The following is a 20121-nucleotide window of genomic DNA, read 5'->3' on the forward strand; positions in this document are numbered from 1 at the left end:
TCCTCCAAATCAAAAAGTCGCCTCGAGGTCTTCCAAACTCGGTAGCTAAGCGACTATCCTAACAATGTTAATGAACACTAACAGTAGCGGAGGATCATGAGTTTTCCACGACTATTGACGACGATCGATCTGCGAGAGCCTTCCTTCCGCGAAAGAGATGCTGCGTTCCGAGATCTCATTGATGAATTCATGGCGCAGATGGCCCGCGCCGCCCTCGGGGGTCCAGAAAGCACACGCATCCGTCATCAAGATCGCGGAAAGTTGCTGCCGCGCGATCGCGTAACTCATCTTCTAGATCCAGGTTCGCCATTCCTCGAGCTCTCACCGCTGGCTGCGAATGGCATGTACGGCGATGAGGCGCCAGGCGCAGGATTGATTACGGGTATTGGAATCATCAGCGGCCGTCCAGCAATGATTATTGCAAATGATGCGACGGTAAAAGGTGGGACGTATTACCCCATGACAGTGAAGAAACATCTACGTGCGCAAGATATCGCATTTGAGAATCGCCTCCCGTGCATTTACTTGGTCGATTCGGGTGGAGCTTATCTGCCGTTGCAACATGAGGTGTTTCCAGACCGAGAACATTTCGGTCGGATATTTTTCAACCAAGCACGATTGAGCGCAGCAGGAATTCCACAAATCTCTGCAGTACTCGGAGCCTGCACGGCGGGAGGTGCATATGTTCCCGCTATGAGCGATGAGAACGTAATCGTTGCGGGGCAGGGTCACATCTTCCTAGCTGGCCCACCGTTGGTTAAAGCCGCAACTGGCGAAGAAGTGTCAGCAGAGGATTTGGGTGGCGGAGCAATGCATTCGCGCATCTCGGGGGTTACTGACCACTTGGCCGAGAGCGAGGGTCAGGCACTCATAATTATTCGCTCAATAGTTTCCACACTTCCCCAAGGCGTAAGTTGGTTGACGCCAAATTCAGAGGTGGAGCCGCCGCTGTATAGCGATGGGGAAATCCTCGGCATCGTGCCCACTGATACGCGAACGACTTACGATGTTCATGAGGTTATCGCCAGAATCGTGGATGGAAGTCGATTCCTCGAGTTCAAGGCGGAGTTTGGCGAAACGCTGGTCACGGGTTTCGCTCATATCGACGGCTTCTTAGTGGGAATCATTGCTAATAATGGTGTTCTCTTCAGCGAATCCGCTCAGAAGGGCGCTCACTTTATTGAGATCTGCGACCAGCGGAAGATCCCTCTGGTATTCCTGCAGAATATTTCTGGTTTCATGGTCGGTCGCGAATACGAGACTGGCGGTATCGCCAAACACGGCGCCAAAATGGTGACTGCGGTGGCCTGCGCCCGAGTGCCGAAATTCACTGTGATTATCGGCGGCTCTTTTGGCGCGGGCAACTATTCCATGTGCGGGCGATCATACGATCCGCGTTTTCTCTGGATGTGGCCCAATGCTCGCATTTCGGTGATGGGTGGGGAGCAAGCTGCTTCGGTTCTGGCCACTGTCAAAAAGGACCAACTTGCGACAAAAGGCGAGCATTGGACGTCGGAGGAGGTTGAGGAATTCAAGGAGCCAATCCGCGCAAAGTATGAGAGAGAAAGCAGCGCATATTTCTCGACTGCCCGGCTTTGGGACGATGGAATTATCGATCCGCGAGATACTCGCCGAGTCCTATCGCTCGCTCTATCAATCTCTGGTCTTTCACCATTGCCGGCAAGTTCTTTCGGAATTTTTCGGATGTAATGGTGTTTGCAAAAGTTCTTATTGCCAATCGCGGAGAGGTCGCCCTCCGGATCAATGGAACATTGGAGCGACTTGGTATTGACGCTGTCGGCGTCTATACCCAGCACGATCGCGACTCACTGCATGTCGCGCGAATTTCGGAAAGTTATCTTCTCGATGACGTGCAACAGAGTGGGTACCTCGATATCCAACAGATAATTGCCGCCGCCCTGGCTAGCAACTCTCAAGCCATCCATCCCGGCTACGGATTCCTTGCAGAGAATGCGCAGCTCGCGAAAGCATGTCAGGAGGCAGGGCTCATCTTCATCGGCCCGCCAGCGCACGCAATGACTGCAATGGGCGAGAAAATCTCAGCGCGAGATTATGCGATGAGAGCAGGAGTCCCCGTCGTGCCCGGTATTGGTGAATCTTCCATGTCGAACGCAGAGTTGCTCGACGCCTGTCGTGGTTTGCAATTTCCTTTGCTGGTCAAACCTGCCGCCGGTGGTGGCGGAAAAGGTCTCCATGTGGCCCGCGACTTTGATGAATTACGCGAAGTACTTCCGAGCGCGCGTCGTGAAGCGAAGACTGCATTTGGCGACGAGAGCCTGCTTGTGGAGAAGTATCTTCTGCATGCCCGGCACATCGAATTTCAAGTTGTGGCTGACAACTATGGAAGTAGCACGCATTTAGGAGAGCGGGAATGTTCGCTGCAGCGACGCCATCAAAAAGTTGTGGAAGAAGCACCGGCGCCGCGATTTTCGAAGAGCAATCGCGAAATCATGGGTGCCGCAGCAGTAGCTCTGACTTCGGCCATCGGCTACCAGAACTTAGGCACCATTGAATTCCTCGTCGACGCCGATGCGCCGGAGACTTTTTACTTCATGGAGATGAACACGCGCCTGCAGGTGGAGCACCGCGTTACCGAGATGATCACCGGGTTGGATCTGGTCGAATGCCAGCTGCGATTGGCCGCCGGCGAACGGTTAAATGATGTAATACCGACGAGCGGATTCACCGGACACGCCATCGAGGCGCGCATTTATGCCGAGGACGCATTCAACGACTTTCTTCCAACCGGTGGAGTCGTTGGCAAATTCAAGCCAGCCAATACCTCCCACACTGTGACAGATTCGGCGATCAAGGATGGCGCATTCATTTCATCTTCATTTGACCCAATGTTGGCCAAGGTCGCCTGTTGGGGCAAAGACCGACCTTCTGCCCTCGAAAGTTTGCGAGAGACACTTTGTAATACCGTCCTACTAGGCGTCACCACAAATATCGACTTCCTCATCCAACTGTTGCACCTGAGCGACATTGCAGAATCCAACTACGACACAAAATTCCTCGAGGCATGCGAGCTTGAACGTGCCCTTCCGTCACCGGCAGTCCTAACTGCGTACGCGGCGATAGCAGCCTCTTCTTCGAACGTTGGGTCCTGGCGCGCAGATGGATGGCGCCTTAACGGTATGCCGCACGCGACGATTGCGGCGTATATCGACGGCGTCCGTCATGATGTGCCAACAGGTACTCGCTCATCTCTGGTGGTGGACTCGTATCGCGATGATGATAACTACTGGCTTCATCATCGATCCTTTGGTACGTGGCTCATCAAAGAGGCGAATGAGCGGCGTGTTTCGAAAGATCGGTTGAGTGACGAAATTGTGAGTCCGATGCCGGGGGTGGTGATCGCATTGAATGTGGCTATTGGTGATCAGGTAACACTCGGCGATCCGCTGGTTGTTATCGAAGCGATGAAGATGGAACACATTGTTCGCGCCAGGCACTCTGGCCACGTTCTGCACTGCAACGTGACTTTAAATGCCAATGTGCGAGTGGGGCAGCTCTTACTCGAGGTGGTGGAAGATGTTTGATCACAGCGAATTACCTAAAGCAGTCACCGTTTATGAAGTTGGACCGCGGGACGGGTTGCAGAACGAGAGCATGGTTCTAACGACTGCAGTGAAAGCAGAGTTGATCAAACGCCTGGCAGGCGCGGGAATTCCCGCAATCGAAGTCGCTAGTTTCGTGCGACCCGATGTCGTCCCTGCCTTGGCAGATGCCGAAGAATTGTTAGCCGAGTTGGCGCCCCTGCTTGCGAAACATCGGATGAGTGCCTTGGTTCCGAATCAGCGAGGACTCGACCGTGCAATAAAGGCGGGTGTGCAAGAGATCGCAGTATTCGCCAGCGCGACCGAGTCATTTGCAAAGGCGAACCTCAACAACACAGTTGCGGGTTCGCTGGAAATTTTCCGTCCGGTCATCAAGCAGGCACGAGATGCGGGTCTTCGAGTGCGTGGATACATCTCGATGTGCTTCGGCGATCCTTGGGAAGGAAAGGTGAGTGCAGAACAAGTAGTCGATGTGGCGGAGAGGCTGTTCGCAGATGGAATCACCGAACTTTCTTTGGGCGACACCATCGGAGTCGCGACACCCGGTGATGTTATAGATCTACTGGATGCATTAGAGGCGCGCGGTATCGCGCGTTCGCTCCTTGCGGTTCACTTTCATGACACTTACGGGCAGGCGCTTTCGAACACACTCACTGCACTTATGGAAGGTATGACAACTGTTGACTCCTCCATCGGAGGTCTGGGTGGATGTCCGTTTGCCAAAAGCGCGACAGGAAACCTTGCTACCGAGGATCTCGTTTGGCAATTGCACGGACTCGGAATCTCCACAGGGATCAACTTCGAAGCACTACTTGACACGAGCCGCTGGCTACGTGACACGAGCGGACTGGCGATCCGCTCAAAGACTGCAATCGCATTGATGGATAACAACGAAATGGCGGAAAAGGAATGAATTCAGTCTTAATGCAATTGTCCGAGGATCATCAGACTCTGGCGAAAACTGTTCGAGAGTTCGCCAACAACGTTCTCGCTCCTGTGGCAGCCAAACACGACAGGGAGCAATCCTTTCCTTATGACGTGATCAAAAAGATGGGGGCAATGGGAATTTTCGGTCTGCCCTTTCCGGAAGAAGTGGGCGGGATGGGTGGAGACTTTCTTTCGCTCTGTCTAGCAATTGAGGAGTTGGCTCGTATCGATCAGAGCGTTGCCGTCACCGTCGAAGCTGGAGTCGGTCTGGGTTCGATGCTGATTTATCGAACGGGAACTGATGAGCAGAAGAAGAAATTCCTTCCAGCTCTCCTCAGCGGCCAAGCACTTGCCGGATTCGGCCTAACTGAGCCGGACGGCGGCAGCGATGCCAGCGGTCTGCGCACGACTGCGCGGCTAGAAGGCGATGAGTGGGTGATAAATGGCGCTAAAACCTTTATCACCAATTCAGGCACGTCGATCACCTCCTTGGTCATCGTCGCCTGCATAACTGGCACGAAGCCCGATGGAACAAAGGAGCTCAGCACGATCATCGTTCCAAATGGAACACCCGGTTTCGTCGTCGAACCCTCCTATCTCAAGGTCGGTTGGCATGCCTCTGATACGCATCCACTCTCGTTCACTGACGTTCGTGTTCCAGCGAGCAATCTCTTAGGTGAGCGTGGACGGGGTTACGCCAATTTTCTCCAGGCATTGGATGAGGGGCGCATCGCGATCGCAGCGCTGGCTGTAGGAGCAGCACAAGGATGCATTGATGAATCCGTACGCTATGCCAAAGAACGCAAAGCGTTCGGGAAAACGATCGGCGAGTATCAGTCGATTGCCTTCAAAATTGCAGAAATGGAAGCGCGCACGCACGTTGCACGCCTTGCTTATTACCACGCGGCTTTCCTGATGGCAGCAGGCAAAGATTTTAAGACCGAAGCATCGATCGCCAAATTAGTAGCAAGTGAAGCCGCGATGGACAACGCCCGTGCCGCCACGCAGATCTTTGGGGGCTATGGATTCATGGATGAATACTCTGTTGCTCGACATTATCGTGACTCTAAGATTCTGGAAATCGGCGAAGGAACCAGCGAAGTGCAGAAAATTCTGATCGCCCGCAGCCTGGGATTGAATGCGCAATGATTACAAACGACGAGTTGCTTTACGAAGTTTCTGATGGCATCGCCACCATCACTATCAATCGGCCGGATTCACGCAATGCCCTTAACGCCGCTGTTCGTAACGGCATCAGTTCATCACTTGAATCTTTCAATAAGAATGATCGGGCAAAGATTCTGATCATCACGGCGACAGGTAACATCGCATTTAGTGCCGGAGCCGATCTCAAAGAAATGTCCGAAGAACACCTCACTATTCCTCCTGACGATTTCATTTCTGATTTAGCTAGTCACAAACCAGTTATCGCCGCTGTTAACGGAACCGCCCTTGGCGGGGGCTTCTTTCTCGCCCAAAGCGCCGATCTCGTCATTGCTGCCAGTCATGCGACCTTCGGAATTACGGAGGCACACTACGGGCGAGGTGCACCATGGGCCGCGCCACTTGCGCTGTTGATTCCACCACGGATCGCCCTCGAACTTCTTATGACTGCGCAGCCCATCTCTGCATTCAGAGCTCAAAATCTGGGTCTAATCAACTTCGTGGTTCCCTCCGGAGAACTACGTTCTACGAGCCGAGCTCTTGCAGAACAAATCGCTGCTAATGCTCCGCTCTCAGTGGCTGCCGGCAAAGCCATGGTGCGCGGCACACTTGAAGCAATTCTTGGAGATGCGCGTCCGCGTGCAAATGAAATTTGGAATCCGGTTTATCTCAGCGAAGACGCGCAAGAAGGGCCTCTTGCATTCAAGGAAAAACGCTCGCCGCGCTGGCACGGTCGTTAATAAGCAGAAGGTTTTCGGTTCGAATCCCTGCGGGCGCACTTTTTTGGATTCTCCCGGCACTTTAAACATTAAAAAGACCCCTTGGCAATTCAGCCAGGGGGTCTTTGCCATATGACGAATGGTGTTAAATCTTAACACTCTTAACAGGATTCCTTTATCAACATGTGAAATTCCTCAAGCACAAATAACGGGCCAAAAATATAACTTTCGCATATGCGGCTGTAGCTCAGCGGATAGAGCATCTATATGACGAATGGAAGGCGGTGAGTTCGACTCTCACCAGTCGCATATACCTGGGGTGGCCTCCGTTTCGTCAACGGGGGCCATTTCATTCTCGATTTCGAACATGAGTATGGAAACACTCTTTCGATATCGATTTACGATCGAAACCCAGCGCCTAGTTCCATCTCTTCGTGCCAACAATGACTACTTTGCGTAACTTCTATTTCTGGCATACTTTTCATACCTTCGGTTTGGCAGGCAAATGGACTCGATTATTTATCGGGTCCATTTGTTATTCCACACTGAGGAAGTATCCATAGAATCACTTTTCATCAATCGAGAGCATTTCGATTTGATCGAGACTTCGACCGCGATGTTGGCGTGTTGTAATCGGCAGCATATCTATTTTTGCCAAATCGAAGGTGCGGGTTCGATCCCCGTCGCTGACACCGTAGTCTCAAACTCTCTTGGCTGATCTAGTGGCATCGATCAAGAAGTCGAAAAGATTGAGCAGGGGTCTTGGGTGAAAACCTAGGACCCCTTTCTAATTTCTGACAAACAAACGTTCGGACTTCCAAATTTTGAACTAGATTACGGATATGGCTTCTGACAAGGGATCACCAATGTTTAATGGTGAGTCGATTTCACTCAAATATGCGCTTATAGAGAATGAGAGACGATTCTTAATTCGGAATCGCATTGCTATGTCGAACAACCCCAGATGCCTGTTTATCCAAGACAGATATTTGGTTGGAACTCGACTTCGGTTACGACGGGTTGAAGAATCTGGACTTCCCACCGTTTTCAAGCTGGGCCAGAAAATAAGATTTGATGGGAGTTCTCCTTCAGAGAATGCTCACACAACCATTTACTTGTCTGCAAAAGAGTTCGACCTCTTTGCTCGACTACCTGCGAATGAGTTGGAGAAGGTGAGATGGATTAACCCCATCGGTGGGCAAAGTCTCGCAATAGATGAGTTCGGCGGGCGGCTAACTGGCCTAATACTTGCGGAAGTGGATTTGGAGACCGCAGGAACCATACCCTCCAATTTTCCAATCGAATTGAACGTTGAAATTACAAATGATGAGCGCTTCACCGGAGGAGAATTGGCGAAGACAACATCCCAGCAACTCACGCACATTTTGGATTCCTATGATATTTACTAGGGTACTCACGCAAATCCGATGATGGATTCCCAGTGCCCAGTTTCATTCCCTCGGACGCACGGTCTAAAGTAATGAGATGCGCCAGACTCTCTTCCACTGTGTGGACGGTGATTGCGCGTGAGTACTTACCAATGGATCGAGTCTGAAGTCCCAAAAGGCTTAGAAATTCGCCAAGTTTATGGATTCATCTTTAATTTTGATGGGCGAATCCTTCTGCTGGAAGACAGAGGAAAGTACAACCTTCCGGGTGGCAAACCTGAAAACGACGAGAGTGTGTTCCAAACTCTCATTCGAGAAGCTGAAGAAGAAGTACAGATAGCGATTGCCTCTCTCAATTATCTGGGGTATCAACTCATCACAGTTGATGAGGAATTTGCTCAAGTGCGATTGGTCGGCTTGATCGATCAAATAACCCCAAGCGCGTCTGATCCGAACACTAGGAGGAAGTACGCGAGACTATGGGTTCCACCCATCCATACGAATGATTTGCTCAATTGGGGAGAATCAGGACGTCAGCAGATAGCGACGGCAATTGCGGCGGCTGCAAGACTTAGAGTGACTTGGGATGGATCTCCCCGTGAATACATCGAGATTAACTAGCTCTTTCCGCATTGGAAAGATGGATACCCGTGCCCAGTTTCATTTCGCCGAGCGCACTTTGTCGCGAATTCAATGAGAGATTGCAAGAGACTGCCCCACTTCACCCTCCTGCTAGGTAGACTTTTTTGGTGACTTTTCATCAGGGCACAAACGGCAGAGTGGCTGTGTTGTTACCTGGCCGAAACTACTCGCCGCACCACCCTCTCCTCTATTACGCATGGAATGTGCTATTAACTAAAGGATGGTCCGTAGAAGAAGTTTGGTGGGAACCAGAAGATCTCCTTTCCGAGGAGGCTCTTATTGGAAGAGTGAAGACGACGCTAGACAAATTCTCTAGCCAGGTTCCTCTTGTTGTTGGTAAGTCTCTAGGTTCGCTCGCCTTGCCTTTAGTGATTGAACGTGGTTTGCCGGCGATCTGGCTCACGCCACTCCTAAATAGGCCTGAATTAGTTGAAGCCTTATCACGCGTAACAAGCAAGACCTTATTGGTTGGCGGGACTGCCGACGATTCATGGAATGGCGATATCGCAAAGGCGAGTGGCCAGCAAGTCCTAGAATTGCTTGGCGCAGACCACGGTTTGGAAATACCGGGAGATCCCTTGGCTTCCGTAGGACTCCTAAAAGAAATCGTGGCGGCCATAACGTTATTTGTGGAGAACCTCTAAAGACAGAGCGGATTCCCAGTGCCCAGTTTCATCCACCCAAGCGCACAAAATCCAATGTCTGGCGCACGTGCCAAACCAGAGGAAAGGCAAGAGCATCATCAATGCTTAGCCAAATTGCTTTGTCGTGTTCTTCCTCCGAAATCTTGATTCCATTAGTGGCTTGCTCTTCTTTCCAATTCATTCTGTACGTCATCGTGTGGAAGACTAAATCCCGCCCTTCAGTGTCTGCATTTGTGTAATGAGTAATCAGTTCTCCACACGTTGCACCGAATCCAGTTTCCTCGAAGCATTCCCTGACGGCCGCGTCCTCTGGAGACTCGTCCACTTCAACAGTCCCGCCAGGAATATCCCACTGTCCACCCAGATAACGATCATCGCGCCGTCTAAGGAAGAGATAGGAAGAACCCTTGGAAACTAGGCAATGCGCTACATATTGATCTTGACTCACGACACCAAGATATAGACACGAAAAGATTTTGTCAGCGCCTAAGTCAAGATCAAAACAGAGACCCAGAGTCCAGATTCATCCCTTCTGGCGCATAGTTTCGAATGCGAAGAACTGTTGTATTACCTCTACATTTGCGTTTTCGGTACCTTGTATGGAATCTCGTTAACGATTATCCTCTCAAAAATGGATCGCAAAATTTCTGTCAGGAGAGTCGGTTCGTGTTCAGAATGCGGGTCGGTCATCCCTATCGGGAGTCAAGCATGGTGGGACCCGACCCAACGGATCTTGATCTGCCTGTCTCACACCGATGCTGACCATTTGACTACGAAAGAGCACGCGAAGATGCAAGATCTGGGGAGAGCCGGGGGTTCTGCTCTGGCTATGAGTCAAAAGTTCCATAATCGGGATCAGATAAAAGCTAAACGCGATCAGGAGAACTTTGAAATCTCGCATCCATTCCTCAGTAAATACATCACTCCTAAAGCCCAGACTTCAAACCAAACAAAGGTGTGGGGCAAGGGGGCGGAAGGAGAAGTCGAAGTTGGCAAGCTCCTAAATGACTTGGCTGATAAGTACGGTTTCTTAGCCATTCATGATCGGCTAATGCCAAGGTCGAAGGCAAACATCGATCATATGGCCGTCACTAGTACCGGCATTTTTATTGTTGATGCGAAGAATTACCAAGGCACCATCGAGGTTCGAGGGAGAATGGAAAAGTTTGTCGGCGGCACCTCCCAACTTTGGATTGGAAAGCGGAACCGAACAAATCTTGTCGACGGCGTGAACAAGCAGATCCTCGCTGTAGAGACAGTGCTTGAACACGCAGGCGTAAAATTTCCCGTATTTGGTGCCCTGGCGTTTTATAAAGCTAAATGGGATCTGCCAACTTTTCTTCGCCCAAATTCCGTGAATGGGATCCTAGTTAACTCGAAAGGTCTCGAACACATCTTTGAAAAGATGGCCCCCAATGATCCACATGAGGTAGCAGGGATTGCGGAGCTATTACTATCGAAATTACGATCCGCTTCTTGAGGAGAAGATGAGTGGAACGCTGGATTCCCATTGTCCAGTTTCATCCGCTCGGGTCCTTTCTTTTTATTTGAATCAGAAAGATAACTCGAGAAATCGAGAAAAGTAATTCAGACTCACGCCAAGAGTTGAGATGGTTCTTGCAACATCCCTGCAATGTCGGCCAGAAATTTCGAGCCTTGGGCGCCGTCGACGAGTCGGTGATCGAAGGACAAAGCGAGCGTCGTCACTTGTCGCACGGCAATCTCGCCGTCGATTACCCATGGGCGATCGACAACTGCACCTAGCGAGACGATCGCTGATTCACCGGGCGGCATGATTGGAGTTCCTGCGTCGATGCCAAAGACACCGATGTTGGTGATGGACATAGTCCCGCCCGCCATTTGCGACGGTACTGTCCGACCCTCTCGTGCTGCCTCAATGACAACAGCGATGGCCCGGGCCAGTTCTTTCACAGTAAGTTGGTCGGCATCTTTAACATTGGGCACCAACAGGCCACGGTCGGTCGCAGTTGCAATACCGAGATTCACATAGTGCTTGGTCACAATCTCCTGCGCGGGCGCATCCCAGAAACTGTTGATCTGCGGCGTCCGGCGGGCCGCGATACACATGGCGCGGGCGAGCAACGTCAGAGGGGAAAGCCGAATTCCCGCATACTCCGGTTCAGTGCGAAGCTTGTCGAGCAACTGCATTGAAGCGGTGACGTCCACCGTAATGAATTCAGTAACGTGGGGCGCAGTAAAGGCACTGGCAACCATTGCCTCAGCCATCGCCCGACGCACACCTCGGATCGGTGTGCGGGTTTCGCGAGAGTTATCGCCCGAGTTTTCGGATGGCGTAGCAGAATCTTTTTTCTCTCCGGCGGCCGCCAACACATCTTCGCGAGTGACTGAACCGTCAGGTCCACTGCCGATGAAGCCAGTCAGATCAACTCCGAGTTCGCGAGCTAATTTACGAACAGGGGGTTTAGCCAAACCAGCAGAGTGACTTTCCACGATCGGTGGAGTTGCTGGTGTCGGCGGAGTTGGAGGTGGTGTTGGTGTTGGTGTCGGTGACGCGGCATCGCGTCCGTAGGTGCGTGGTGCGCGCCTTTGGCGTCGGGCTTCTTCATTTCGGGGGCCCGAACCCACCAGCATCTCTGTTCTCTCCGTATTCGATGCGACTGCAGCGACGCGCTCTGGCTCGTCGCGTTGGATTCGGATAATGGGAACTCCAACTCGCACGACTTGGCCTTCACTGGCAAGTAATTCGAGCACTATTCCAGCGAACGGGCTGGGTAACTCGACTAATGATTTTGAAGATTCGATCTCGACGATGATTTGGTTGACCGCGATCTGCTGACCTACTGAAACTTTCCATTGGACGATCTCAGCGTCTTCCAATCCTTCCCCGACATCAGGAAGCAGAAACTCGAATTCTGAATTTGTCGCCATCTTAGTAACTCATACTCTTCTCGACCGCGTCCAGAATACGGTCTGCATCGGGTAGATAGTCATCCTCAATTCGACTTGGCGGATATGGAGTGTCATACCCGGTTACTCGCAAGACTGGAGCTTTCAAATTGTAGAAACATGATTGCATCAATGATTGACCGATCTCGCCGCCAACGCCACCGCTGCTTGATGCCTCGTGAACTACAACGGCACGACCTGTCTTCATCACCGACTCTATAAGAGTAGGCATGTCGAGCGGACTCAGCGAGCGCAGGTCGATGACTTCAAGTTTTACGCCGTCTTCGGCTGCGAGCCGAGCTGCTTGTAGACAGGTTGTGACCGTTGGACCATAACCGATGAGCGTGCAGTCCGAACCCTCAACCATGACCCTGGCCTTGTACATCGGCGGCACTGTCGAGAGATCTGCGGTGGTGTCGACCTCACCTTTTTGATAATAACGCCGCTTCGGTTCGAGAAAGATAACGGGGTCATCGCTGGCGACGGCTTGCTGGATCATCCAATATGCATCCGTTGAGTCGGCGCAGGCTACGACCCGTAAGCCAGGAGTGGAAGCGAAATAAGCCTCCGGCGATTCGCCGTGATGCTCAACCGATCCGATACCGCCACCGAAAGGCATCCTGATGGTGATTGGAAGATAGAGGGCACCGGCCGAGCGATATCTCATTCGGGCTACCTGGACCACGATCTGGTCAAAGGCAGGATAGACGAACCCGTCGAACTGAATCTCAATCACCGGTCGATAGCCGTAGAGCGCAAGACCAATTGCAGTGCCGACGATTCCAGATTCTGCCAGCGGAGAATCAATGACTCGATCTTCACCGAAATCCTTCTGTAAGCCTTCGGTTGCTCGGAAAACACCGCCGAGTTTGCCGATGTCCTCACCCATGAGCAGAACTTTCGGATCGGACTCCATGGCACGGCGCAAACCTTGGTTAACCGCCTGAACAATATTGAGCTCTGTCATCTCAATTCATCCGCTCTTCGGAGAGGATGGTCGCAACTTCGCGCCGCTGCGCATCGATCCGAGCATCAGGGCCTGCATAAACGTGGTCGAACATAGATAGCGGATCCGGATCAGGGAGTTCGCGGCAACCCTCGCGCATCCGATCGGCAAGGGATGATGCCTCGCGGGCCAGTTCGGATTGCAACTCGTCATTGAGAAGACCCTTTGCCCGCAGAAGAATCCGCAGTCGCTCGATCGGATCGCGGCCACGCCATAATTCGTCGTCGGCACCATCGCGGTATTTCGTTGGATCATCCGATGTCGTGTGAGCACCCATTCGATAAGTGACGGCTTCGATCAGGGTCGGACCATGGCCCAACCGGGCACGATTGAGTGCCGCTGCGGTGACGGCATGGCAGGCAATGACATCGTTCCCATCCACACGCACCCCGGGCATACCGAATCCATTTGCCCGCCGGGCAAGCGGAATCAGACTCTGTCGCTTCGTCGGTTCAGAAATGGCCCACTGATTGTTCTGGCAGAAGAAAACCACTGGAGATTGATAGGCGGTGGCGAAGACGAAGGCTTCGTTGACATCGCCTTCACTCATGGCGCCATCACCAAAGTAGGCCACGACCGCTTGGTCTCGTCCTGTCTCGCCGGTGCCTACTCGCCCTGCGAGTCGAGCACCCATCGCATATCCAGTGGCGTGCAGAGCATGCGCCCCAATAATGATTTGATAGCCATAAAATCGATGCAGGTTCGCATTCCACGCTTGATGCATGGTTCCGCGCCAGAATCGGAGCATGTCAACCGGATCAACCCCGCGACACCATGCCACCCCATGCTCCCGATAGGTCGAGAAAGCGAAATCCTGGTCCTGCATTGCTCGAGCCGAGCCGATCTGCGCGGCCTCCTGACCCAGAAGTGGTGCCCAGAGGCCGAGTTCCCCCTGTCTCTGCAGGGCTGTTGCTTGTTCGTCGAGTTGGCGAACCAAGACCATGTCCCGATAGAGACCGGAAAGCGCGGCATCGTCCAACGTGGACCGGTATCGCGAGTCATCGATGATTGAGCCGGTGGTGTCAAGTAGTTGAACGATGGGATCGAGCTGGTCCATCGGGCCTCCGAGTACGAGCGTGCATGAGAGATGCTTCTCTGGGTCCGATGATGCTAACAATCGGTGTCCCATAGGTACAAGAGGAGTCGACAATGCTAGACCATTGGTCCATTTAATGTCAGAATTCATAGTCAACGAGAGGTGAAATCATGTCCCTTGACCAAATTGACTGCGCCATCTTAGGCGAGCTCCTGAGCCGACCTCGGGCGGGGGTTCGCGATTACGCGCGCACGCTCGGACTCGCTCGCGGAACCGTGCAGGCCCGGCTCGATAGATTGACGGAACAAGGAGTCATTGGCGATTACGCACCCCAACTCAGTCACGCGGCTCTGGGATTCCCGGTTCTTGCCTTCGTACATATTCAGTTGCAACAGGGCAGTCTCGAGTCATTCGCCAAGGAGTTGGCAACTCTCGCCCAAGTCGTTGAGGCCCACTCGATGACTGGTGATGCCGACATGCTCTGCCGAGTAGTCGCGCGTGATAACCGAGATCTCGAGGCGGTTATTCAAGCAATCTTGCATCTTGAGGGCGTTGTCCGAACCCGCTCTGAAATTGCGCTGAGCGAGAGGGTCCCACGACGCGATGGCACTTTGCTGGAGGAGTTGGCTGGACTGGCACCAAGCAGCAGCCGGGCCGGCGTGCCCATCCACTAGATAGACAAGTTACAAATGCGATTCTTCGCTGTTCTGGTCTCTGAAAGTTGGAACTTTAGAAACACCAAAGCCACGAGATATTCTCTCGAGGCTTCAGGTTGCAACTCAATTGATAGAACACAAATACGGTATCGACGAAACAAGAGGACTGTAACACGCTATCTTTAATTGGCGCTCTAGTTATGTAGAAATTGTGTAACTACTTTAAGTAACTGGGTGCACGGAACCTGAATTCCCTATAGGTGGATTTCTTTTTTGGACTTCGTGGTTTTCTCTCGTGTCAACGTCGGTCAAGTTATCTTTACGGGATTTCTTGATTAGTGCCAGATAGACCTGATTGGATCCCATGCGGAGGTCTCGTGCGCGCTACCGCGGAGAACGGGGTCAGTAAATTTGTAGATGGTATCCAAAAGCGCTCCGAAATCTTCTGGTAATTCAAGTCGATCTTGTTTTATTCGCCAGTTTTCATATTTGGTTTGGCCAATTTGCGGGTAGTCCGAAAGCACTTCTCGGAGAGCTCCTATTTCTACTGTGCGGTGGGCTGATACAGCAGTGATTGATATCTTCATCTCTTTTAGCGATAAGGAATGAATTCGGATCAGATTATAGATATCTCCGAAGTCACGCCAACGAGTGCTGGCAGTTCCGCGCTGGATCGCCGTCACGACTTTCTCTGCCAAGACCATAGAAATTGGGTAGCCCAATAATTGAATTCGGATTGAGTCGTCTAATATGCGCGGATAATCTACCTGGACTGCACCGGGTTCGATTGGACACCCACATTCACATCAATGTGAAATGTAATCTGTGCAGTCGCTATTCTTGCCATCATCGAAACTCGGACACCCGAGTACTCGTCGTCATCCCGAATAATGATAGCCGCAGCCGAGGCGACATCAAAGGTGATGCCATCGGCTTGGGAGATTGACGCGATAGTGCAACATGCGTCTAGCACATATTTGGTTTCATTACTTGTACCAAGTGCAGCAAAATCAATATCACGGGTTGGCCTTCTTGCATTCCAGGCGGCGAGTAAAACTCCACCCTTGAGAACTAATTGTTCTCTAAATTGGCTCTGGGCAACTCGAGAGAGAAAGCCTTCCAATACGTATAACGTCATGAATTCTGCAGTGCTACGGCCCGCCTCTCGTGCCCGACGTTGTAACTCCCGATAAATCTCACCTTCGATTGTCATGACAGTATTTCCAAAATAGTTTGAATTCGATAGCGTGCTCCGGGAAGTCTGCGAGCAACTTTCAAGAGATTGGCAGGGTGGTTCCCTGGTTTCCGTAACCAGCGACGGATTCCTTCAATTAATTCTGCCTGATCTAAATTGGGATGACGAGCAAGGTCGGCGAGCGTTCGCTCTGGCGTGTAAATCCCAATAGTTAAATCTGTACCTGGAATTGGTCGCTCTCCTCTACCGAGGTTAAATTTCTCTGGGTCGAATCTATGCCAAGCGACTGCCGCCGTTGTCCTTGGTGCCCATGCACCACGAGGAATTGCAATGTGCAATTTCTTGGGTATTGCATCCGACAGATCATGTTCCACTAAGGCTGATGTTAAACATATCGTTGCGCTAGGTGCCTTTGAGGCTATCTCCACCAAATCCAGGTCAACTGTGCTCTGTGCATCTCGGCTATAGAGCCCACGAGCTATTGAATGAATGTCACCACGTTGAGCGAGGCGATGAAATGTGGAACTTGGAATTCCCTTCGCAAGGGCTTCGGCCGTAGTAAATAAGTATGGCAAATCAGCGATTGGCTTGGTTTTGCCGATTTCGCTTGCCTCTAGGCCCTTCGTCATGGGAGTAATCATACACACCCCATAGGGGGGTGTAAAGGATTTCTCCAGCCCCAAGAGTTTAGGAAATAGGTTTATGAAGTCCCAGTTTCATTTTTGCTTATGTGGCCCTTGACGGCTCTGGAGAACACACGACGGACCTTGCCAGGTTTGCCAATTAAATTCGTTCTAGCTTCTAAGGTTGTGCTCGGTCTCAATCAGGCGAACAGTGTGGCTCTCACCGCGCATCACGATGGAGTGACTTATCGCTCCAAAACTTGTGTGTCGGACTCCGCGTAGTAGTTCGCCATCGGTAATTCCTGTGGCAGAGAGAAAAACATCCTCGGAGTTGATGAGATCGCGCGAGTTAAGAATTTTTGAAAGATCATGGCCCAGATCAATCGCCTTCTGTCGTTCTTCATCATCCCTCGGGGCAAGCTGACCCTGGATGGTGCTGCGTGCCGTGGGCGATTGAGGACAACAACGGTGAAGTAGGGGATCGACCATATATTAGGCAACAAAAGAAATCGCAATTGGTGTTTGGATCGAGGATTGATTCGAACGTTGCCGTAGTTCAAGTTCTTCTGGGGTTTGCCTCAATCGAAATATCGTGTAGAAATCGATTGACCCCACTACGTGATTTGAAATAATACTGCGCGAGACTTGTATCTGACTTGCCCACACGAAAAGTAATGCCGCTCCTAGCGAACACGCGAAAGGCATCTTCGTCGGTTAAGCTGTCACCGATATAGACCGCAACGGCGTTCCCTTTTCTGGTTAGGCCATATATGTGCTTCGCGCAACTGCCCTTTGTCCAACCGGACATGGGCGTAATTTCAAATGTAAATAGATTGTCTAATACGCGAATGTTTCCGGCGCGAACAAAAATCTCTGATTTCTCCATTGCTCCGATGCGGAATTGTGTCGCCTGCATAGCAGAAAGCGAACGATATCCCAACGCGAGGCTAAAATCATTATCTTCTACTTCCAGTTCTGGGAACAGTTTGGCATATTGCAAAAGTAGACTTCGCGCCACTTCAAACGCTGCCATGATATTTTCGGGGACCTCATAGCGATTTAGGCGGCCCTCTATTTTCCAGTCGAGCCCATGATTGCCTGCATATATAACATCGTTTAATCCCACCCGCTTCTCAATATCAGACACCGTACGGCCAGTTATTACCGCCACGGGCATCCTCTTGGCACAGGCCAGCAATGATCGGCGGGCAATCGGCGATATGCGTGCTTTTGAGGGGAGCTTTACGATAGGGGATAGAACGCCGTCAAAATCAAGCATGAGAACACAGCCGCGGCTTCGAATATCGGCGACGATCGAATCGATGTGGTTGGCCGCGTCCTTCATACTATTCAAGTTGCAAGAGGGCTTTGATAAGTTCGGCCGACCAGCGATAGATGTTGTAATCGCTGACAGAAGTGCGCATCATCCTCATTCTACGTTGCTGCTCAGTTTTCGGCATCACCAAAGCGGTATGAATTGCGGCGGACGTTTCCTCGGCACTGTACGGATTGATGAGCAATGCGCCGTTCAAATCGCGTGAAGCACCCGCGAACTGGCTCAATATCAACACGCCAGATTCATCATTTCGTGCAGCAGCGTATTCTTTTGTCACAAGGTTCATACCGTCGTGCAGGGATGTAATCAGGCAGACATTCGCAAGCTGGTAGAGGTGAATGAGATCATCATGCGAGTAGTTTCGCTTCTCAAGCACGATAGGCTTCCAGTTGTTTGTGCCAAATCTCTTGTTGATTCGTTCCGCTTCCTCGGTCACGCGGATTGCAAACTCCCGATATTGTGCAACGTTCTCGCGAGATGGCGATGCAATCTGAAGCAACGTGAGATTCTCCAAGTATGTGGGGTTGGCCTCAAGAAAAAACTCGACTCCCTTGAACCTCTCCAGTATTCCTTTCGTATAGTCAAGGCGATCCACGCCGAGCACTAGATGTTCGCCGCGAATGCCAAGCGCGTCGATCACTTTATTGCTGGGCTCGGGGTGACCCTCAGCACTACCTGGGAATGCAACTGATATGGGGAACGGCTTAATCGCAGTTTTATGTGCGCCCCGGAATATTGCAAATTGCTCATAGTCTATGCGCGACTCGATCTCATTACCGACCGTCTCGATGAAGTTATTACAGTGCTGCTGCGTGTGAAATCCAACGAGATCCGCATTGAGCATGCCGCGTAGGAGTTCCCTCCGCCAAGGACATATATTGAATTGCGCTGCGGACGGCCAAGGTATGTGCCAGAAAATGGCAACTAGAGCATCTGGGCGGCTCTTTTTTATCATTTCCGGTACGAGCGCTAAATGATAATCTTGGACCAATACAATCGGTCGCTCGATATTTCGTATTTCAACCAGCAAAGTCTTTGCGAACTTGGCATTAACTCTCTGGTATTCAGTCCAATCCTCCGAGCGAAAAAGTGGGCGCGTGTGAGCCATGAGGCACAAAGGCCAAAGCGCTTCATTAGAGAAACCGACGTAGTAACCTTCGATTTCTTTTTGGGTGAGCGAGACGCGCTTGAGGGTGTATTTCGGTTCATCCGGCGGAACCATTATCTTGCCGTACTTATCAGCAACATCCATGTCCGCATTGCCGCTGCCGTGCGCTATCCATGTTCCACCGGAGGCTTCCATGACGGGCTCCAACGCGGTCACCACGCCTCCAGCTGGCACCGACCATTGAATTCTATTCTTCGTTTTATTGTGCACGTACGGTTCGCGGTTGGAAAGTACAAATATCGGTCGATCCTTGGCGTAGACTTTCATAAATTCTCGGAGTCGATCTTCTGTCCATGGAGAGTCGATCTTTTCGATACGCATTCGAGCTTCATCGCTCGCCGCCTGTCGTGCCCGCCGCAAACTTTTAGTAACTTTTGTGATTTCTCCCGCAAGGGGATTGAAGAAACTTGGACTTTGGATCGTATCGATCTGGGAATCGCCTCTACGAAGAGCTTGTAGTGACTCAACCATTTGCGAGATTGCGTTAAGAAAGAACCAACGTACCAGGACAAAGATTGTGATGGCAAAAATCAAAATTTGCAACAGCAGGCGAACAGCGTTACGCCGCCAGATATCACCCTTACTTATATCGATATACGTGGCATTCTGCGCGATTGCGAGAGCACCGACAACGTTCCCGTCCATATGGAGAGGTGTGACGAGCACGTAGTAGGTGGAGTTGCTTCGGTGGACATAATCACCGATAGCCTGATCGCTATCCATCACCATCGTAGTGAAAGTTGCATCCTCTGGAAGCGGCATATTCTTTGAGCCTGCCACTATCGCACCCATGTTATCAAAAACACTAAGACCAGCTAGACGTTCGCTGTGAGTGAATTTATCTATTACTTTTTGCACGTCGCTTGTCGTGCCGTAATTGTATGAGCGCTCGATACTTTCTGAAAGACTGTCGGCCAAAACTTCGGTGCGTGACTGAAGTCGTGAAGTTAGATCAAGTTGTTCGCGGTTTACCTGGTTTATAGTCAAAATACTCGCCAAGAGGCTCGCAAAAAGTATGGCCGCGGCAACTATTACATAAACCTTTCTCATGGTTATCACCTTAGCAGTATTCATTATTTGAGTTTTAGCAATCCTCTAGTGGGGCCGT

19 protein-coding genes, 2 tRNA genes and 1 pseudogene are annotated in these 20121 nt (G+C 51.4%); 12 read left to right on the forward strand and 10 right to left on the reverse strand.

Translation table 11 applies throughout. The features are described 5' to 3' along the window. Positions 1–96: 96 nt before the first annotated feature. The 10 genes from VMW30_10740 to VMW30_10785 all read left to right on the forward strand — a co-directional run bounded on the left by VMW30_10740 (position 97) and on the right by VMW30_10785 (position 9065). Positions 97–1710 carry a carboxyl transferase domain-containing protein gene (locus VMW30_10740; GenBank protein ID HUW88826.1) on the forward strand — a complete coding sequence of 538 codons (1614 nt, stop codon included), beginning with the start codon at positions 97–99 and terminating at the stop codon, positions 1708–1710. Further along, positions 1710–3563, forward strand: coding sequence for a biotin carboxylase N-terminal domain-containing protein (locus VMW30_10745; protein HUW88827.1), 1854 nt, complete (start codon positions 1710–1712; stop codon positions 3561–3563). The genes VMW30_10740 and VMW30_10745 overlap by 1 nt, the downstream gene beginning before the upstream one ends. Beyond that, positions 3556–4494 (forward strand): hydroxymethylglutaryl-CoA lyase, encoded by a 939-nt coding sequence (locus VMW30_10750; protein ID HUW88828.1) that lies wholly within the window; start codon positions 3556–3558, stop codon positions 4492–4494. Before VMW30_10745 ends, VMW30_10750 begins: the two co-directional genes overlap by 8 nt. An 11-nt stretch (positions 4495–4505) precedes the next feature. Next, positions 4506–5657 (forward strand): acyl-CoA dehydrogenase family protein, encoded by a 1152-nt coding sequence (locus VMW30_10755; protein ID HUW88829.1) that lies wholly within the window; start codon positions 4506–4508, stop codon positions 5655–5657. Next, entirely contained in the window at positions 5654–6412 is a 759-nt protein-coding gene (locus VMW30_10760) for an enoyl-CoA hydratase-related protein (protein HUW88830.1), read from the forward strand. The genes VMW30_10755 and VMW30_10760 overlap by 4 nt, the downstream gene beginning before the upstream one ends. Positions 6413–6627: 215 nt before the next feature. Continuing rightward, positions 6628–6700 (forward strand) — tRNA-Val (locus VMW30_10765). Between the two features lie 309 nt (positions 6701–7009). Continuing rightward, a tRNA-Gly gene (locus VMW30_10770) sits at positions 7010–7083 on the forward strand. 150 nt (positions 7084–7233) lie between these two features. After that, positions 7234–7800 carry a hypothetical protein gene (locus VMW30_10775; GenBank protein ID HUW88831.1) on the forward strand — a complete coding sequence of 189 codons (567 nt, stop codon included), beginning with the start codon at positions 7234–7236 and terminating at the stop codon, positions 7798–7800. A gap of 117 nt (positions 7801–7917) precedes the next feature. Then, complete coding sequence (locus tag VMW30_10780) at positions 7918–8400, forward strand: NUDIX hydrolase (protein ID HUW88832.1); 483 nt, start codon at positions 7918–7920, stop codon at positions 8398–8400. A gap of 128 nt (positions 8401–8528) precedes the next feature. Further along, positions 8529–9065 carry an alpha/beta hydrolase gene (locus tag VMW30_10785; protein ID HUW88833.1) on the forward strand — a complete coding sequence of 179 codons (537 nt, stop codon included), beginning with the start codon at positions 8529–8531 and terminating at the stop codon, positions 9063–9065. 28 nt (positions 9066–9093) lie between these two features. On the opposite strand, the gene VMW30_10790 is transcribed toward VMW30_10785, so the two are convergent. Then, a complete protein-coding gene (locus VMW30_10790; protein ID HUW88834.1) occupies positions 9094–9513 on the reverse strand; it encodes an NUDIX hydrolase in 420 nt (139 codons plus the stop codon). 183 nt (positions 9514–9696) lie between these two features. On the opposite strand from VMW30_10790, the gene VMW30_10795 reads away from it, so the two are divergent. Next, the gene (locus tag VMW30_10795) at positions 9697–10545 is read left to right on the forward strand and encodes a nuclease-related domain-containing protein (GenBank protein HUW88835.1); all 849 of its coding nucleotides are present in this window, start codon (positions 9697–9699) and stop codon (positions 10543–10545) included. Between the two features lie 113 nt (positions 10546–10658). Here VMW30_10795 and VMW30_10800 read toward each other — a convergent pair whose 3' ends face one another. Genes VMW30_10800 through pdhA form a run of 3 tightly spaced genes read right to left on the reverse strand, consistent with a single transcriptional unit; the run spans position 10659 to position 14056 of the window. Further along, on the reverse strand, positions 10659–11975 hold the full coding sequence (locus VMW30_10800; GenBank protein HUW88836.1) for a dihydrolipoamide acetyltransferase family protein: 1317 nt from the start codon (positions 11973–11975) through the stop codon (positions 10659–10661). A 1-nt stretch (position 11976) separates the two neighbouring features. Next, positions 11977–12960: an alpha-ketoacid dehydrogenase subunit beta gene (locus VMW30_10805; GenBank protein HUW88837.1), complete on the reverse strand. Its 984-nt coding sequence runs from the start codon at positions 12958–12960 to the stop codon at positions 11977–11979. A gap of 1 nt (position 12961) precedes the next feature. Next, a complete protein-coding gene (gene pdhA, locus VMW30_10810; protein ID HUW88838.1) occupies positions 12962–14056 on the reverse strand; it encodes a pyruvate dehydrogenase (acetyl-transferring) E1 component subunit alpha in 1095 nt (364 codons plus the stop codon). Between the two features lie 149 nt (positions 14057–14205). Between pdhA and VMW30_10815 the strand changes: the two genes are divergently transcribed. Next, complete coding sequence (locus VMW30_10815) at positions 14206–14709, forward strand: Lrp/AsnC family transcriptional regulator (protein ID HUW88839.1); 504 nt, start codon at positions 14206–14208, stop codon at positions 14707–14709. Positions 14710–15026: 317 nt separating this feature from the next. On the opposite strand, the gene VMW30_10820 is transcribed toward VMW30_10815, so the two are convergent. The 6 genes and pseudogenes from VMW30_10820 to VMW30_10845 all read right to left on the reverse strand — a co-directional run bounded on the left by VMW30_10820 (position 15027) and on the right by VMW30_10845 (position 20087). Further along, a complete protein-coding gene (locus tag VMW30_10820; protein ID HUW88840.1) occupies positions 15027–15479 on the reverse strand; it encodes a nucleotidyl transferase AbiEii/AbiGii toxin family protein in 453 nt (150 codons plus the stop codon). After that, entirely contained in the window at positions 15455–15904 is a 450-nt protein-coding gene (locus VMW30_10825; protein ID HUW88841.1) for a nucleotidyl transferase AbiEii/AbiGii toxin family protein, read from the reverse strand. The genes VMW30_10820 and VMW30_10825 overlap by 25 nt, the downstream gene beginning before the upstream one ends. Further along, entirely contained in the window at positions 15901–16515 is a 615-nt protein-coding gene (locus tag VMW30_10830; GenBank protein HUW88842.1) for a type IV toxin-antitoxin system AbiEi family antitoxin domain-containing protein, read from the reverse strand. The genes VMW30_10825 and VMW30_10830 overlap by 4 nt, the downstream gene beginning before the upstream one ends. A gap of 165 nt (positions 16516–16680) precedes the next feature. Continuing rightward, a pseudogene (locus VMW30_10835) lies at positions 16681–16941 on the reverse strand (fructose-bisphosphatase class II). Between the two features lie 124 nt (positions 16942–17065). Then, complete coding sequence (gene otsB / locus VMW30_10840) at positions 17066–17854, reverse strand: trehalose-phosphatase (GenBank protein HUW88843.1); 789 nt, start codon at positions 17852–17854, stop codon at positions 17066–17068. Position 17855: 1 nt separating this feature from the next. After that, the gene (locus tag VMW30_10845; protein HUW88844.1) at positions 17856–20087 is read right to left on the reverse strand and encodes a trehalose-6-phosphate synthase; all 2232 of its coding nucleotides are present in this window, start codon (positions 20085–20087) and stop codon (positions 17856–17858) included. Positions 20088–20121: the final 34 nt, after the last annotated feature.

The sequence above is a fragment of the Candidatus Paceibacterota bacterium genome (genome assembly GCA_035530615.1).
In the GTDB taxonomy this organism is placed as follows: Bacteria; Actinomycetota; Actinomycetes; order Nanopelagicales; family Nanopelagicaceae; genus QYPT01.

What these genes read in the sequence shown, in the direction of transcription:
- VMW30_10740 (HUW88826.1), top strand. Translation starts at nt 97, where the DNA reads ATGAGTTTTCCACGACTATTGACGACGATCGATCTGCGAGAGCCTTCC.
- VMW30_10745 (HUW88827.1), top strand. Translation starts at nt 1,710, where the DNA reads ATGGTGTTTGCAAAAGTTCTTATTGCCAATCGCGGAGAGGTCGCCCTC.
- VMW30_10750 (HUW88828.1), top strand. Translation starts at nt 3,556, where the DNA reads ATGTTTGATCACAGCGAATTACCTAAAGCAGTCACCGTTTATGAAGTT.
- VMW30_10755 (HUW88829.1), top strand. Translation starts at nt 4,506, where the DNA reads ATGCAATTGTCCGAGGATCATCAGACTCTGGCGAAAACTGTTCGAGAG.
- VMW30_10760 (HUW88830.1), top strand. Translation starts at nt 5,654, where the DNA reads ATGATTACAAACGACGAGTTGCTTTACGAAGTTTCTGATGGCATCGCC.
- VMW30_10775 (HUW88831.1), top strand. Translation starts at nt 7,234, where the DNA reads ATGGCTTCTGACAAGGGATCACCAATGTTTAATGGTGAGTCGATTTCA.
- VMW30_10795 (HUW88835.1), top strand. Translation starts at nt 9,697, where the DNA reads ATGGATCGCAAAATTTCTGTCAGGAGAGTCGGTTCGTGTTCAGAATGC.
- VMW30_10800 (HUW88836.1), bottom strand. Translation starts at nt 11,975, where the DNA reads ATGGCGACAAATTCAGAATTCGAGTTTCTGCTTCCTGATGTCGGGGAA.
- VMW30_10805 (HUW88837.1), bottom strand. Translation starts at nt 12,960, where the DNA reads ATGACAGAGCTCAATATTGTTCAGGCGGTTAACCAAGGTTTGCGCCGT.
- pdhA (HUW88838.1), bottom strand. Translation starts at nt 14,056, where the DNA reads ATGGACCAGCTCGATCCCATCGTTCAACTACTTGACACCACCGGCTCA.
- VMW30_10815 (HUW88839.1), top strand. Translation starts at nt 14,206, where the DNA reads ATGTCCCTTGACCAAATTGACTGCGCCATCTTAGGCGAGCTCCTGAGC.
- VMW30_10825 (HUW88841.1), bottom strand. Translation starts at nt 15,904, where the DNA reads ATGACAATCGAAGGTGAGATTTATCGGGAGTTACAACGTCGGGCACGA.
- VMW30_10830 (HUW88842.1), bottom strand. Translation starts at nt 16,515, where the DNA reads ATGACGAAGGGCCTAGAGGCAAGCGAAATCGGCAAAACCAAGCCAATC.
- otsB (HUW88843.1), bottom strand. Translation starts at nt 17,854, where the DNA reads ATGAAGGACGCGGCCAACCACATCGATTCGATCGTCGCCGATATTCGA.
- VMW30_10845 (HUW88844.1), bottom strand. Translation starts at nt 20,087, where the DNA reads ATGAATACTGCTAAGGTGATAACCATGAGAAAGGTTTATGTAATAGTT.